12 protein-coding genes are annotated in these 16,030 nt (G+C 53.5%); 1 reads left to right on the top strand and 11 read right to left on the bottom strand.

What is annotated here, in order from left to right; all coding sequences use genetic code 11:
* Positions 1 to 4: 4 nt before the first annotated feature.
* From ABD851_RS05690 to ABD851_RS05680, 3 genes are all read right to left on the bottom strand, one after another.
* The gene (locus ABD851_RS05690) at positions 5 to 538 is read right to left on the bottom strand and encodes a carboxymuconolactone decarboxylase family protein (RefSeq protein WP_344976813.1); all 534 of its coding nucleotides are present in this window, start codon (positions 536 to 538) and stop codon (positions 5 to 7) included.
* A gap of 97 nt (positions 539 to 635) precedes the next feature.
* Positions 636 to 1,505, bottom strand: coding sequence for an AraC family transcriptional regulator (locus ABD851_RS05685; protein ID WP_344976811.1), 870 nt, complete (start codon positions 1,503 to 1,505; stop codon positions 636 to 638).
* A gap of 9 nt (positions 1,506 to 1,514) precedes the next feature.
* On the bottom strand, positions 1,515 to 1,901 hold the full coding sequence (locus ABD851_RS05680; RefSeq protein ID WP_344976808.1) for a winged helix-turn-helix transcriptional regulator: 387 nt from the start codon (positions 1,899 to 1,901) through the stop codon (positions 1,515 to 1,517).
* A 110-nt stretch (positions 1,902 to 2,011) separates the two neighbouring features.
* Here ABD851_RS05680 and ABD851_RS05675 point away from each other — a divergent pair, with 110 nt between their 5' ends.
* Positions 2,012 to 2,608: an FMN-dependent NADH-azoreductase gene (locus ABD851_RS05675; RefSeq protein ID WP_344976806.1), complete on the top strand. Its 597-nt coding sequence runs from the start codon at positions 2,012 to 2,014 to the stop codon at positions 2,606 to 2,608.
* A gap of 16 nt (positions 2,609 to 2,624) precedes the next feature.
* Here the strand turns inward: ABD851_RS05675 and ABD851_RS05670 are convergent, their stop codons facing one another.
* The 8 genes from ABD851_RS05670 to ABD851_RS05635 all read right to left on the bottom strand — a co-directional run bounded on the left by ABD851_RS05670 (position 2,625) and on the right by ABD851_RS05635 (position 16,024).
* Positions 2,625 to 3,602: a PorP/SprF family type IX secretion system membrane protein gene (locus ABD851_RS05670; protein ID WP_344976803.1), complete on the bottom strand. Its 978-nt coding sequence runs from the start codon at positions 3,600 to 3,602 to the stop codon at positions 2,625 to 2,627.
* Between the two features lie 26 nt (positions 3,603 to 3,628).
* A complete protein-coding gene (locus ABD851_RS05665) occupies positions 3,629 to 9,418 on the bottom strand; it encodes an Ig-like domain-containing protein (RefSeq protein WP_344976800.1) in 5,790 nt (1,929 codons plus the stop codon).
* A gap of 406 nt (positions 9,419 to 9,824) precedes the next feature.
* Positions 9,825 to 10,640, bottom strand: a complete 816-nt coding sequence (locus ABD851_RS05660; protein WP_344976798.1) for a 3-keto-disaccharide hydrolase — start codon at positions 10,638 to 10,640, stop codon at positions 9,825 to 9,827.
* A gap of 52 nt (positions 10,641 to 10,692) precedes the next feature.
* Complete coding sequence (locus ABD851_RS05655; protein ID WP_344976795.1) at positions 10,693 to 11,844, bottom strand: Gfo/Idh/MocA family protein; 1,152 nt, start codon at positions 11,842 to 11,844, stop codon at positions 10,693 to 10,695.
* A 40-nt stretch (positions 11,845 to 11,884) separates the two neighbouring features.
* Positions 11,885 to 12,643 (bottom strand): 3-keto-disaccharide hydrolase, encoded by a 759-nt coding sequence (locus ABD851_RS05650; protein ID WP_344976793.1) that lies wholly within the window; start codon positions 12,641 to 12,643, stop codon positions 11,885 to 11,887.
* Positions 12,640 to 13,686 carry a sugar phosphate isomerase/epimerase family protein gene (locus ABD851_RS05645; RefSeq protein ID WP_344976790.1) on the bottom strand — a complete coding sequence of 349 codons (1,047 nt, stop codon included), beginning with the start codon at positions 13,684 to 13,686 and terminating at the stop codon, positions 12,640 to 12,642. Before ABD851_RS05645 ends, ABD851_RS05650 begins: the two co-directional genes overlap by 4 nt.
* A gap of 43 nt (positions 13,687 to 13,729) precedes the next feature.
* Positions 13,730 to 14,938 carry a hypothetical protein gene (locus ABD851_RS05640; RefSeq protein WP_344976788.1) on the bottom strand — a complete coding sequence of 403 codons (1,209 nt, stop codon included), beginning with the start codon at positions 14,936 to 14,938 and terminating at the stop codon, positions 13,730 to 13,732.
* Positions 14,939 to 14,962: 24 nt separating this feature from the next.
* Entirely contained in the window at positions 14,963 to 16,024 is a 1,062-nt protein-coding gene (locus ABD851_RS05635) for an aldose 1-epimerase family protein (protein ID WP_344976784.1), read from the bottom strand.
* Between the last annotated feature and the right edge of the window lie 6 nt (positions 16,025 to 16,030).

Raw genomic sequence — 16,030 nt, 5'->3', positions numbered from 1 at the left:
TCCCTTATAAAGCAGGGGCTGCCGGCCAGTCCACCGGAATATCGGTCAGGGCATGCAGGTAATTGGAGATCATCTTATCGCCGATCACCATCACTACGTCCACCAGGGAACCGTGAGTATAACCGACGCTGTAAAAACTATCGAGCAGCTCCTGCGACGCATGTCCTTGGTTTTCCACAATGCCCTTCACCAGCCCCGCCAGCGCTGCCAAACGCGGGTCAAAGGTAATGGCAGCCCGGCGGATCTCCAGTATCTGCTCTTCGCTGAAGCCGTTCATCTTTGCAATGGCCGTGTGCGCCGCCAGACAATAGACACAATGGTTATACTGGCTGACGACCAGATTGATGACCTCGCGCTCTTTTGCCTTCAGGGAAGTCTTGCCGTTCTGAAAAGCCAGGTAGTTGCCCAGGGCATTTTCGGAATGCGCATAAACGGCAAACAGGTTTGGCACAAACCCTACCATCTTGTTCAGATTGTCAAAAATAGCCTGGTTGGAAGGCGATACCTGGTCTCGTTGCGGAACGGGAAAGTTTTTCATTTGGATAACCTTTTGTGTTTAATGATGAATAACCACGCAAAGGTCATCTTTGGCAAGCCCGGGAAAAATAGAAGGATTTCCCCAATCCTTGTAATAATTAACCTCTATGTATCCGTACAAAGTCTGCCTTGCTTTTCCGGAATGCCAGGGGCGACAGGGATGTGATGCGTTTGAAAAAGTTACTGAAGTAGGCCATATCCTCAAAGCCCAGCTCATAGGCAATCTCCTTGGATGTCTTGTCCGTATAGATCAACAGGCGTTTGGCTTCCAGAATAATCCTTTCCTGGATCACCGTCAGGGGCGATTTGTTATTATACAAAGCAAACAGGTTGGACAACGTTTTTGGGGAACGGTTCAGGCTGCTGGCATAAAATTTTACCTGATGTTCGGTTTTGTAATGGATCTCCACCAGCAAATTATATTCGCGGATAATATCCAGCTTTTCTGCCGTCAGCTCCTCATGGTCTATATACTGCTCTTTGGCAATCCGGGTGATAATGATGACCAGCCGTTTTAAAAGCACGCGCAGCATGTCTTCCTGGATATTATCCACCGTTTCAAACTCTTCCAGAAATACACGGAGCAGCAGATCCGCTTTCTGCTGTCCCCGTTCTTCCAACCGGATAAACATCATTTCCCGGGAGCCATAAAATAAGAAACCAACGCAGCTGACCTCCTTATCGTGCTCCATGATGCAATAAAACTCCCGGTTGAACTGCCACGCTATAATGTCCTCCGGATGCGAAAAGTAAAAAGATTGATTTATCATCAGACAAAGCACGCTGTTCTCCGGAAAATCATAGTCGATGCTATCCACCGACACGGTCTGACGCGGCCCCCGGTTCCAGGCAATGGTCAGCAGCTTATCCCGGCGGTCTTTCCCATAAAAGATCCGGTCCAGCTCCCGTTCATTTGCAACAAGCCTGAACTCTCCCGAGGTTTGGTTATTTTTATAGGTATGCTTCATATCTGTTTTCTATTCCTGGATGGATCTCTCCGTCTGGGCCTGCTTCCGCTTTTTTAAAATATATTTCCGGTGCTGCTGTCCCCACACCACCAGCGAATGGATGATCTCTCTAAGAGAATCGCTGTGCGGGGTAAGCTCATAGGTCACCTTCACCGGGATGCTGTCGTAAACCTTTCTTTCAACAAATTCATTCAGCTCGAGCTCCCGCAGCTCCTTGGAAAGCACTTTTGGCGTAATGCCCTCGATAGAACGCTCTATTTCCTTAAACCGCCTGGGACCTTCCGACAGGGCGATGATGACAAGGATCTTCCATTTTCCGTTAAGGACATACAGCGAATCCCTTACCGCATTTATGCTTGCCTGGCAGGTAGGCGTATCCACTTGCTCTTTTTTCATGTTACTGATTTGACAGGCCGCTATACTGCAGGATACCGGTATCCTTAAGTATAGTAGTATAGTTTGTATACTAAAGGTACATAATTTTGCCTTTACAAAATATCAGCACCATGAAAATATTACATCTGATTTCAAGTCCAAGAGGTAATTCCTCTTTCAGCATCCGTCTGGGTCGGGAAATCGTGGAACGCCTGCTGGAAAAACATCCGGGCAGTACCGTCAAGACCCACAATCTTACCCAAACGCCGTTTCCCCATCTGGAAGAAGTGCATCTTAACTCATTTATGACCATGCCGGAAAGCAGGACACCGGAACTGGCCGCAGCCATCATGCATTCCGACCAGGCGATCACCGAGCTGAAGGAAGCCGACAGCATCGTCATCGGGGTGCCCATGTACAACTTCGGGATACATTCCACGCTGAAGGCCTGGCTGGATCATATCATGCGGGCGGGGGTAACTTTCAGCTACACCACAGACGGGCCGGAAGGGCTGATCAAAAACAAAAAAGTCTATCTGGCCATCTCTTCCGGCGGCATCTATACCGACGGGCCGATGAAGTCGTACGACTTTACCGAACCTTACTTGCGGAAGGTCCTCAGCTTTATCGGGTTAACCGATATCACCACTTACCGGGTGGAAGGGGTTAATCTTCCGGACACAAAGAACCATGCTTTTGAAGATGCCGTTGAGCAGATCGCCGTATGAAAGCGACAGGCAGGGCCTAATCATGCAAAAGCTCAATCTTGTTATGAAAGAGCCGGACATGCACATCGATTTCATATTTTCCTGAAAAATATGTCTTCAGTCCCGAGGTCTGGGTGGTATACAACCCCTGTATGGCAACGGTGGAAGCAATCGTAAAACCTGCTCCTGCGGTAAAATTACCGGAGCTGTGGTACATCCCGAAAAGATTGATCTGGTCGCGAAGGAAAGCGGCGTTCACCCCCATATCGGCAATCCCTTTTATGCCCTTTATCCCGCGGTAGCAGACCTCCGGCTCGAGACTGCTCAGCGCTCCGTCAAAAAAGAACCGGTAGCTTGCTGCTGTGTAAAAGGAGGCTACATCGGCCTGGTTATAAATATTCTTTTTAAAAAAACCAACCAGATTAGGCAGCGCAGCTTGTATGGTCCAGTGGGGATCGGTATAGGCTATTCCGAAGTCTCCTTCAAAATAGGTGCCGTTACGGTTGTACTCCCCCACTTCGGGATCGTCTGCATCGCCCTGTACTTTCTGGGGATCGATACGGGTATTCAACAAAACCGCAGAGATACCCATATGCAGCTGCTGCCGGTCGCTCAGCGGAAGATGATAGGCGTAGCTCAGCGCCACGCGGTTGCGGTTGATCAGCCCGGCATTGTCCTGGTTGACCGTCACCCCCGCTCCCACCCGTTTTCCGAAATAGACATCCGCGGCAAAGGTGGCAACAACCGGCGCACCCGGGATGTCCTGCCATTCGTTCTGATAAGCCGCTGTCAGGTTCAGCGAGGAATCAGCGCCGGCCATAGCCGGGTTCCCGATATAGCGGTTGAGGTAATATTGCGCCCCCGGCGGGTCCATCGGCTCCATCGTAATGCCCGCCCGCTGCGCGAAGACCGGCGATGCGGCGAAAAAGCTCAGTATGATTATCCCTGTAGTGATGCGGAAAACAGGAATGATCCGGCGACTACAGGAGCGGCAATATATTATTAAGTAATGCATGACTTTAGGATTTGACCAGGTAATAATCAAGGGTTATTGCGGATGATAGTGATATAGCCTCTAAAGACTTTCTTACCGGCATCCACGTTCACGATATAATAGTAAGTGCCGGTCTGCAAGGGCTTACCGTTCAACGTCCCATCCCACCGGTTCTGGTAATTTTTCTGATGAAATACCAGCCTTCCGGAGCGGTCATAGATAAACACCTCATTATCCGGATAAACATCCAGGTTGCGGACATTCCAGGTATCATTCCGGCCATCTCCGTTCGGGGTCAGGATGTTGGGGGCCTCGAGCGCCTGGTAATCTGCCTTCACCTGAAGATTGATTTCCTGTCGGGCGCTGCAGCCGTTTGCATCGGTTACGGTTACCGCATAGGTGGTAGGTTCTTCCGGACGCACGGTGAGCACCGCTGTTCCTGCACCGTCCAGTATGCCGTCAGCCGGGCTCCATGCATAAGTGTTGCCGCCGGTAGCGGTCAGATGGACAACGCGGCCCTTCGAGATATCGGTACCCATATCGGAAGTGATGGTAGCCTCGGGAACGGGATTGACAGTCAGGGTAAAGCTGTCGCTGACCTCATCTACGCCGCCGTGATCCGTTCCTCCGTTGTCTTTCACAGTCAGGGTTATCAGGGCCTGTCCGGCCACGTCTTTGCGGAGCTTGTAATGCAGCTTGTTTCCGGACACGAAAATCATATCAAAGAAGTCAGCCTTATCAGCCGCTACCGAAACCGCAGTGGTCTGGTCTTTGTCTTCTCCCGCAGTGATGCTGCCCAGGGTAATTTGCTGCTCATCGGTAGTATAACAGATGGCCAGGTCAGCCGGTACTGTCAGCGTGGGAGCTTCGTTAACGTCAAGGAGACGAATCGTTAAGGCCTGCTCAAAAAAGTCGCCGTGCCGGGTCGTCGTACGCACCCGTATCTTATAGCTGCTCTTCTGTTCATAATCCAGCGAAGATGTGGTTAAAAGACTGTCATTCCGGATACCAAACAAGTGATTGTCTCCTCCCCCTTCACCGCGTACAAGCGTATAGGTGAAAACATCCTGGGGATTGGCGGAAACGGAGCTGAGCACACCTGCCAGGGTCCCGGATGGCCGGTTCTCATACAGGTCTGCGGAACTAAAGCGGATCGCCGTTGGCGCTTCGGGCACATCCTCAAGCTGTATGGTTACCGTTGCAGGTTTGGAAGTATGGGTGCCGTCGCTCACCGTTAATGTCAGTGTATAAGACGGTGTTGTTTCATAATCCAGCTTGCTGCTGTCGGCTACTGTGATCTTGCCGCTGGCTTTATCGATGGCAAACGCATTCCCGGCATTACCGCCGGTGATCGTCCAGTTGCTGAACGTAGTGCCGGCGTCGATATCTGTCGCTTTCACCGCACCTACGATGGCACTGTCGGCACTGTTCTCGTTTATGTCAAAGCGCTGACCGGGGGCAATCACCGGCGCATGGTCATTGACGTCCTTCAGACGGATCGTCACCGTTTCGGGCGTCGATGTATTCACTCCATCGCTCACCGTTAAAGTCAGCGTATAAGACGGCTTTGTTTCATAATCCAGCTTGCTGCTGTCGGCAACGGTTATTTCACCCGCTGCCGCATTGATGGCAAAAGCACTATCTGTATTACCGCCTGTAATCGTCCAGCCCTGCAAGGTATTGACCGAACCAGGATCTGTGGCATTCACCGTTCCGACGCTGGCGCCGGGGGCGCTGTTTTCCTCCACGGTAAATACCTGTCCTGTGGCAATGACCGGTGCCACAGCATCCACCTTCACATCATTTGTGGCGCCGATATGGTGTAATGCCGGATCGGCATTATTGCCCACTGTATCCCTGACGCTTGCGTTGTTCAGCGACAAGTCATTCACCGTAATGCCGTCTGTGTCCAGATCGCCGGCCTGCACCGTATAGCTGAAGACCATGCTGTTCGCATCGGCAGAAACATAGCCCGCCTGTTTTGCAGCGGCGCCGACGATCAGCCTGAGCGTTGCATCTGATCCTGTTACAGCAATATCTTCACTGAAATGCACTGTAAAAGATAATACCTCTCCCGCCTTATAGGTCTTATCCGCCGGCACATCCACCGATGTTACTACCGGCGCGGTACCATCATGAGTGAAGCTGATAACATTGGATGCCGTATTACCGGTACCGGCGATATTCGCGGCTGCGCCGGCCGGCACCTGCAGGGTTATTGTACCGTCTCCCTGCGGAGTAACCTGCAATGTATAGATCGTATTGTTTGTGGTTTGCAGGTTACTGAGATCCGCATTCGTGGTGGTAAGGTCACCTAATGTAAATCCGGTCACCGCTTCGCTGAACGTAACGGTAAGGGTAAACGGCTTATCGGATGATGGGGTACCGGACAACCGTACGGCAGGCCGCTTACTATACACAAAAACATTCCGGGTACTGCCCACGTGGCTCAATACCGGGACAAGATCATTCCCGGCAGCATCCACTAAGGTTCCTCCGTTCAAGGCAAGGTCATTCGTGAGGGCGATCCCGTCCAGATCCTCGTCGCCTTCCTGAACAATGTAGCTGAAAACAAGCGTGGCCGTGCCGCTGCCGCTTAAGGGCGCCCGAACGTGCCGGGTACCGATAACCAGCTCGAGGAAGGGGTTACCACCCGCCGTGTCTATCCGTATCTTCTCACTGAGCCGCACGGTAAAACCAAGCGTATCTCCGGTTTTGTAATAACCATCAGCCGGTACATCCACCGCAGTAACGACCGGCGCTACCGCATCTACAAGCACCGTATTTGTGGCGATGTTTTTCAATTCCGTACCGGCATTGTTACCCGCCGCATCCCGTATGCTTCCGCCATTGGTCTGCAGGCTTGCACCCAGGCGAACGCCATCGTCATCTTCATCACCCGGCGCTACTGTATATTGGAAAGATAATGCGTCGGTGCCGGTACCCGCGGTATAAGCTGCATGTACCGTGTCACTACCTATCACCACTTCCAGATATGGCATACCACTGGCTGTGACATTTTCACTATATTTTGCCGTAAAGTTCAGCACATCACCGGCCTTATAAGTTCCCGTGGCGGGCAAGCTTACCGCCCTGATTTCCGGACGGGTGCCATCATAACCAAGGTTGAGCGTATTAGAACCCGTATTGCCGTTATTCCCGATATTTACCGCCACATCAGCGGGCACCTGCAAGGTTACCGGTCCGTCTGCCAGCGGAACGACCTCCACCGTATAGGTAATATTGTCTGCAGTTTGTAAGTTGCTGAGTCCCGCATTGGTGGCCGCAAGATCACCGAGCGTAAAGCCGGTCACCGCTTCGCTGAAGGTTATGGTTACCGTAAACTGTGTATTCACCAGCGCAGGAGCGTTGGTAGATAAGGTTACGCTGGGTAGAGCGGTATTAACAAATATACCCCGGGTATTGGGCACACCGCTCAGCGCCAGGTTTCCATTATTCCCGGCAATATCTCTGAAGGTACCCCCGTTGAGGTTCAGGCTACTACCCAGCGCGATCCCATCCATATCCATCTCGCCCGGCTGCACGGTGTAGCTGAAGGTCAGGGCATTTGTACCGCTGCCGCCGGTATAACTTGCCTGCACGGTAGCTGTCCCTATTGTGACAGCCAGAGAAGGCGTACCCGTAATAATCACGTTTTCACTGCAATGAACCGTAAAATCAAGCACATCCCCGGCATGATAATATCCATCAGCGGGCACATCTACCGAAGTGATCACCGGTGAGTTCATATCAGTTATATGAAAGAGCACCGTCGCCGTATCGCAGCGGCTTGGCGTGCCGTTATCGCAAACCTGGTAAACCAGGCTGTCGGAACCCACATAGTTCGCATTCGGCGTATAGGTAAAGCTCCCGTCGGCATTCAGCACTACCGTGCCGTTCACCGGCGCGGTGACCAGTGAGGCAGTGAGGGCATTCCCCTCTGCATCCTGGTCGTTCGTCAGCACATTTCCCGTAGCCGGAATATCTTTTGTAACCTGAATGATGTCCGGATAAGCCTCGGGGGCGTCATTGACGTCCTTCACCTGGAAGAGCACCGTCGCCGTGTCGCAAAGACTGGGTGTACCGTTGTCGCAAACCTGGTAGATCAGGCTGTCGGAACCCGAATAGTTTGCATTTGGCGTATAGGTAAAGCTGCCGTCGGCGTTCAGCACTACCGTGCCGTTCACCGGTGCGGTCACCAGCGACGCCGTCAGCTGGTTGCCTTCCGGATCGTGATCGTTCGTTAGCACATTCCCTGTTGCCGGCACATCTTCGTCTACCTGTAGGGTATCCGGATAGGCTTCGGGGGCGCCATTGACGTTCTTCACCTGGAAGAGTACCGTTGCCGTGTCGCAGCGGCTCGGCATGCCGTTATCACAGGCCTGGTAGATCAGACTATCGGCACCGGAATAGTTCATATTTGGCGTATAGGTAAAGCTCCCGTCCGCATTCAGCACCACGGTGCCGTTCACCGGCGCGGTCACCAGCGAGGCCGTCAGCGAGGTACCGTCCGCAGGCTGGTCGTTCGTCAGCACATTCCCTGTAGCCGGAATATTTTCGGTTACCTGTATGGTATCCGGATAGGCTTCGGTGGCATCATAAATCGTATATACTTCCCCGTCAGTGTAGGGTATATTAGAGAGGTTGTTCATGACACCGATGCCGTTTACGCCCAGCTGCAAGGTGCCCGTTCCGGTACCCGTATTTACGGTAACGGTATAGGTGGTTCCGCTACCGGTTACATTTGTTGTATAAGGACGTCTGATGCTGCCGGTAGTGGTGATGCTAAAAGCTGACGCGGTCACATTGGATACCGGCGCGCTGAACTTTACCGTAAAGTCCACGGTTGGCGCAGCCGTAGGGTTGGGACTGGCGCGTGTTACGCTGGTTACGGCAATCGGATCGCTGGTCAGTTTAATGAATTTTCCGGTTCCGGCGTTGGCGGCGGGGTCGTTCACAAATACATTGCCATGGCCGTCAACCGCCAGCCCCCAGGGATAAAGGAAGGGGGCAATGCTGAGGCCGGTATATATTTCCATACCCGACGTAAGCGCCGGCGCGGCATATTTCATCACATGATAAGTGCTTCCGCCCGCGAATTCTGAGGTGTACAGGTTTCCTACAGCATCAATGGCGAGGGAAGAATAATTTTTACCGGAAAGAAGCGTGGTGGGCGTATTATATCCCGGAGCAGCCAGCTTGATCACCCTGCCGTTTGAAGCATTGTAGGGAAAGTCGAGGATATAAATATTATGCTGCTTGTCCGTGACAATCCCCCAGGGATAAGTTCCCGAACCCGCTGCCAGAGGGAGGCCATTGAATAAAATCGTTCTGGCGCCACCGTTGGCATCATATCTTACCACCTGATAATTGTGCGTCGATGAATCGTACTCCATCGTCAGCAGGTTATCATTGGCATCGGTAGTGAGCGCGGTATAATAATTGCCCTTCAGTATGACACTGGGTGTACGGGTGCCGCCCTCCAGCTTGATGACCTCCCAGTTGTCCGATGTATTCGGATTGGTCACATAAATATCTCCGTGACTGTTTACCGCAATGCCCCAGGGAAAATCTACGCCGGGATTCGCTAAATCACTGTAAATAGCACTATGCCCTCCTGTCGACCCTGCCGGATAAAGATCCACCTCATACTTGTCGCTCCCCGCATTGTACGCTACTACATATGCACGATCCTGCCGGTCGGTGGCCACAGCGGTATAAGTTCCGCCGGTTGATATCACAGCGGGAGTATACTGCGCCAGGCTCCGGAAGGACGTAAACAGGCCTCCTGCAATCAACAATAATAAATGTAACCGCTTCGTGTAAAAACGCGTCATAATGATTTAGTTAAACAGGGAAAGAGAATTCTTTGCATCGGCATCCGGCACATGAGCTTCATCGGGCCGGGACAGGTGGACAAAATAACTTGTAGAAAGAAGCTGAGGGGTAGCGTCCACGTCATAGGGTCGTGATGTCGGGTTAATAAATAAAGCAATAAGAGAACAATATTAATATTTAAAAACATATTGTCCGGCTAAAATTAGGAAGACCGGCCAGGGGGACAGTTAATACAAATAACAAATATCGATGATAACAATTTATCCTCAATGTGATATAATTATAAAATTTTTAGTTTATCAGTGATCGATCGCGCCGGCAAGGCCTAAAAAAGCCGGCTTTACTCCGGGTAGCATTCCCAAAATAAAGCCGGCTGAGCTTTACAGGCTGTAAAATATATTGTCCTTAGTCCTGCTTCAGCATAATATTCCGGTACTCCACCTTCATGGGATGGCCGGCATGGATCTGTATGCCGATCAGCCCGGAGGTCTTCCCATTTACCGTATCGTTGTCGGTTACGTCGCTCATCAGCACACCGTTGATATAATGCTGAAGGTGATTCCCCTTGGCCACGATGCGGCAGGTATTCCAATCATCGGCTTTGATCAGGGTTTTCAGGGAGTCTGAGCTGCCCAGCGACCCGTCTACCACGGCAGCCGTCCATGCATTATTCTTGATACCCGACCGCAGGTCGCCTCCGCCATAAGGAGGCAGCGTGGTCTTCTGTCCCCGGTAAGCCAGCGTAGTACGTTTGCGCTCCTCATAGTTCTGACCGGTATAGTTGTTGGCCCCATCCATATCCGCCTGGTATCCTTTCAGGGCGAAGGGGACGCCGTCCACCTCATCGCTCCGGTACTGGATACCGCTGTTGGATTCCGGGGAAAGCTTAAATTCGGCCGTCAGCTCAAAATCGCCGGGGGTACCGCCCTGCCAGATCAGGAAGGAATTCGCCTTCAGCGGGGTTGAGCTCTCGGTCACTTCCCCGATGATCTCGCCGTTCTCCGCACGCCATACGGCGGTATCTCCTTTCCAGCCATTGAGTGTTTGCCCGTCGAAAAGCGATACAAAGCCGCTTTCCGCTGCACCGGCCGCGCTGTCGCCGGCCCCGCTGCTGTCGGCATCTCCGGCAGCGCCGTTATTACCGGCGGAATTACAACCGCCCAGCACCAGGGCGGCCAGCCCGAAAGCCAGGGGAATGTGTTTTACATATCTTTTTAGCATATCAGTTTTTTTACAGGTTACAGATTAAAATAGGGACATCGCTTACCGGGCTTCACTGATCCGCTACGGTTTTCCAGTTGGCCGAGGCTGCCGAGTCCAGCACAGCCTGACATACCTGCTGGGTTTCATAAGCTTCCCTGAAGGTAGGGGAACAGGGTGTTCCCGTTTCCAGGCTTTTCAGGAAATCAGCTACCTGATGGATAAAGGAATGCTCATATCCTATGCTCAGACCGGGCACCCACCACTTGTCCATATAAGGCTGATCGCCGTCGGTGACATGAATGGAGCGCCAGCCGCGCACAATAGATTCGTCCCGGTGATCAAAATATTCCAGCCGGTTCAGGTCGTGCAGGTCCCAGCGGATGGAAGCATGCTCCCCGTTGATCTCAAAAGTATAAAGCGCCTTATGACCGCGCGCATAACGGGTGGATTCAAAAAGTCCCAGCGATCCGTTTTCAAAATGACAATGGAAAATACAGGCATCGTCAATGCCGACCTTCTCGACCTTGCCCGTCAGCTGATGCACACGTTCTTTGATAAAGGTCTCCGTTACCGCAGATACGTCTTTTATGCTGCCGTTCAGCCAGATGGCCGTATCTATGCAATGAGCCAGCAGGTCGCCCGTAACGCCGGAGCCTGCCACGTCGGCATCCATACGCCACAGCGACTCCCCTCCCTGCGGGAGGTCTGCGCTGATGGTCCAGTCCTGCAGGAAATTGGCGCGGTAATGAAAGATGCGGCCCAGCTTTCCCGCATCGATGATCTGCTTGGCGAGGGTCACCGCCGGTATCCGCCGGTAATTGTACCATATGGTATTGTTAACGCCGGCTTTCTCCACCGCCTCTACCATACGGCGTGATTCTTCCAGACCGCGGGCCAGCGGTTTTTCACAGAGCACCATCTTACCGGCCGCTGCTGCAGCGATGGCGATCTCTGCATGCATATTGTTGGGCGTACAGATATCCACCGCATCAATATCATCGCGCGCAATGAGCTTCTTCCAGTCTGTCTCCACAGAAGCGTATCCCCATTGCTCGGCAAACGCCTTCACCTTGTCTTCGCTGCGGGAGCAGACCGCTTGTAAAACGGGCTTATAGGCCAGCTCAGGAAAAAAGTTCCATACCCGGCGGTATCCGTTGGAATGCGTCCTTCCCATGAAGCCGCAGCCGATCAGTCCTATTCTCAGTTCTTTCTTTTTTGACATAACAATAAGCAATTAAAAAGCTTTGATAAAATGTTTGTTGCTAATCCAGCCGCTTCAGCCGTATATTGCGATACTCTACTTTCATCGGCGGTCCTACATGGACCTGAACGCCGAGTAGTCCTGAGGAGCGACGGTGTTCCGGATCATTGTCCGTGACCTCGCTCATCAGCACGCCGTTAACATAATGCCGGAGGTGATTCCCTTCTGCAATAATATGGCATTCATTCCAACCCGGACGGATATACGATTTTAAAGCATCTCCCTTTCCCAGCGAAGCCGTCACCTGTGAAGCGGTCCAGGCATTCTGCCTGACCAGGGCCGCCAGGGACTCTTTTACCGGCGGCAGCACCACCTGCTGCCCGGGATAAGCCAGGATACAGCGGCCGCGTTCCTCATAATTCTGGCCTGTATATACATTCCTGCCGTCTATGTCTTCCTGATACCCCTTCAACGCATAGGACAGACCTTCCACGGGCACGCTGCGGTAGTTGATGCCGCTGTTCCCGTCCTGGGTGATCCTGTACTCCAGCTTCAGCTCAAAATCGCCGGGGGCGCCGCCCCGCCAGATCAGAAAGGTATTCCGCTTCAGCAGCGTGGCGGGGGTAACCACGCCTACAATCTCACCGTTTTCCACGTGCCAGTAGGTGCTGTCTCCCTCCCACCCTTTCAGGGTTTTCCCGTCAAATATCCTGGCGAAGCCATCTTCATCAGGCACGGTCTTACCGGGCTTAAAGCTGCTGACCAGCAATCCCGCCGTTACGCAGACGCAACACAGGCCGATGACGAAGAACTTTTTCATTTCGCATCATGCCAGCCATGCTGACGGCGCACCTCCACCATCGCCGCCAGGATATCGTTCCAGGTTTGCTGCTTCATCATCACCTCGTTGGGAAACATACATCCGTCCCAACAAATATGTCTTACGGCTTTGGTCAGGGAACCGTCTTCATTCCTCAGCCAGTAGCCGGCATCTTTGGCGATGTTCAGCCGCCCGTTCGGATCCGTAGCCAGGCAATGCCGTCCGGTTTTATCATGCGAACCGGTACCGTGTACGGTGCCGTCATTCTGAGCCACGTGGAAGTCGATGGTCCAGGGCCGCAGGGCGCGAGTCAGGGTTTTGAGCCCTTCCTCCAGGGCCGGACGGTCTTCCCACTTGAAATCCGCCGGCAGGATCCGGTCTTCCGGCTCATTATAACCCAGCAGGTAAAGCAGGGTATGCGCCATGTCCGCCTGGAAACCGATATTGGGACGATCCACCGCTTCGAGCGTTTCGATCATGGTTTTCCAGCTGTGCATGCCGCCCCAGCAGATCTCTCCTTCCGCAGCCAGCCGCTCGCCGTAATCGGCAGCCACGTCGCAGGCTTCCCGGAAGGTCTGTGCAATAAGGCGGGTATTGCCGGCAGGGTCTTTCGACCAGCTTTCGGGATTGGTGGCCGAGTCGATGCGCACCACGTTACCATGACGGATGCCCAGCTCGCGCAGCTGTCTGGCTACATGACAGGCCTTGCGAACCTGCTCCACAAAGCTTTTCCGCTCTGCTTCGCTCCCCATGGCCGATCCGCCGTCCGGCGGCCATATCGGCGCCACGATGCTCCCGATCTCCAGGTTATAGGAAGCTACCTTATCGGCCAGCTTTTTGATCCCCTCATCCGAGCTGTTGACATCGAAATGGGGATTGAAAAGACCGATATCGATCCCGTCGAATTTATTACCGTCCACCTCGGCGGCAGCGGTCATTTGCAGCATGGTATCAAAGGGAATCACCGGTTCGGAGCCCTCTCCTTTTCCTACAATGCCCGGCCATGAGGCATTGTGCAGCTTGGGATAATTGTTCTCTTGCATAGCATTCAGTTAATACAGCAATTTAAAAAAATAGTTCCATAACTCATAATACCAGGTCCGGATTCCCGGGACCAAAATGTTTCAGCATGACAATCGGATCCGTGGAGGAAGTGTTGACGATCTTCACGCCTTCCCGGGCAGCCTGCTCGCTGACGAAGAACTCGTCGTAGGTCAGCTGTCCGTAACGGATAAGGGCCGGCGTTTCCACTTCCCAGGCGCCCATCTTTCCATGTCCCTGCATCATGATCATGCCATAAGCGGCGCTGTCCTTTATGGTAACGGTAGCGCCGGGATGAACGGTCAGCTCCTTGGCGCTGAAGGCGTCCGAACGGTAGCAGACCCAGTTTTCGGTATACCCTGTCATCTCTGCGGCCGGCCTTACCGGTTTCGGCGCCATGAACCGCGTTTCCAGGATATTGGGATTGGTATTCAGCTCCCAGTCGATGATATCCATCAGCGCGTCGAAATCTCCTTTCTTATCCTCCGGAACACCCTGCCACAGCAGCTCTTCGGGGATGATAGCTTCATTCACAAGCGATTGGTACATGGCGAACACGTCGGAGGCTTTCTGCGGCTCATAGGTGCAGAGGCTGCCCGGCGCATGGAGCATGCCGGGAGGCACATCCCAGCCGGTGCCGGGCTCGAGGCGGAAGGCCTGGGAATAGTTGGTGATCTTGTTATCGCCCTTGGTAAAATTTACAAGGCATTCCCGGATCTGCTCCTTCGTGGTTCCGGGAGCTATGCCGAAAAAGGTATAGGGAAAATCGCCCCCGTGGTTGTTCAGCTGAGGAGGGAAATAATAAGCTTCGGGTTTTCCCTGCTGACCGATCAGCGCCGCCTTCTCGTCGTTATGATGGATATGATGCGGCAGGGGACCCATGTTGTCAAAAAACTTGGAGTACATCGGCCAGCCGCCGTATGCTTTCCACAAGCGTTCTCCGATGAGCGCGCCCTTCAGCTCGTCAACCGCATCGCGCAGCAGGAGGCGTTCCTCTTTCCCGGATTCGCCGACCATCACGAAGCTCAGCCCTTCGAACTCCCCGGTAAGCGGGCCATTCTTAGCCGGCGTGGTGGAAGAGAACCAGCGTTCGTCAATGCCGCCGCGGACACCGCCCAGTACATAATAATCGTCGGGATGCAGCTTGATTCGCCGTCCCGGCACACAGAATGACCGCGGTACCCAGTTGGGGGCCAGACGCAGAATCCCTTTTCCCTGATCCAATGCCTTTTGCGCTAAACTTAATTTTTCCATAAGAATTTTAATTGAGACTGGTTTTTAATCGGATTGCTTGGTTTCTTTTAAAAACGGGTCAATTTTCGCCTTATCGGTCATCACTTCCATTTCCAGGTCGTAGCTCCGCGACTCTCCCGGCTCAAGCAGGATCAACGTTCCCGCTTCACGGGCCGCCGCCTGTCCTACCGGCGGATGCGTTCCCGGTTCAAGGCCGGTAACGTACTCCCCTTTTCCCCAGTGCTGCCAGTTGGTCAGCCAGGGCAGCTGCGCCTTGCTGAACCGAAGGGCCAGGGCCATACCTTGTCCTGCATTATACAGCCCGCAGGAGCAACGTCCGTCAGCATCGGGCTGAACATCGACAAAGGCGGCTGCCTCTCCGGCACCACTGTGATCCGCCCTCACGGGAGGGCATATACGAAAATTGTTCTCTCCGTTAAAGATGGCTATGCTGGGTTCATCCCTCGGCTTCCAGGAACCCTGCCAGCATATCTCCGTTCCTTCATCAGCCAGGGGCCAGCCAAAGTTGCAATGATAGAGCAGCATATGCGGGGCCAGTGTATTTCCCCGGTTGGTCACCTCATCATGTATCCGGATGACGGCTTCGCCGATGCGTCCGGAGAGAGTCCGCCTCAGCTCCAGGGACGGTCCGAAGATCCGGGTCTGCCGCATAATGCCGGTGATGCTCATCTCCATCTGGCCCCGGAGCGGATCCGGTTGTACCACGGATACGATTTCGGCGGGCAGGTTGCTTACGGCTCCATGCAGACCGCGTTCCCCATGATCATCCTGTTCGGGGCCGCCCACGTGGTCGAGTCCGCAGGTGACCAGCAGTCCGCCGCCGAAGGTGCTCAGCCAGTCCACTCCCCTGCCGGACATCCGCTGGGGAGGCACAACGCCGAGGCTGCTCAGCCAAGACAGGCTATGCCGGTTATAAAAGGCATCGGCGATATCCATGGCCCGGTCGATCACCACCTTATAGCGCAGGCCGGCGCCCGTGTTGATCCATGCTATGCGGGCGCCGCGTCCTGCCCCGTTATCAACCAGGTAGGTTTCTATGCCGCCCAGCTGCGCGGCATGGGATATCTTATCGCTCCAGGTGCTCACAATCGG

It is taken from the genome of Compostibacter hankyongensis (genome assembly GCF_039541075.1).
GTDB lineage: Bacteria > Bacteroidota > Bacteroidia > Chitinophagales > Chitinophagaceae > Compostibacter > Compostibacter hankyongensis.
Note: the sequence above shows the minus strand (reverse complement) of the source record. Positions and strands in the feature narration are given on the sequence as shown.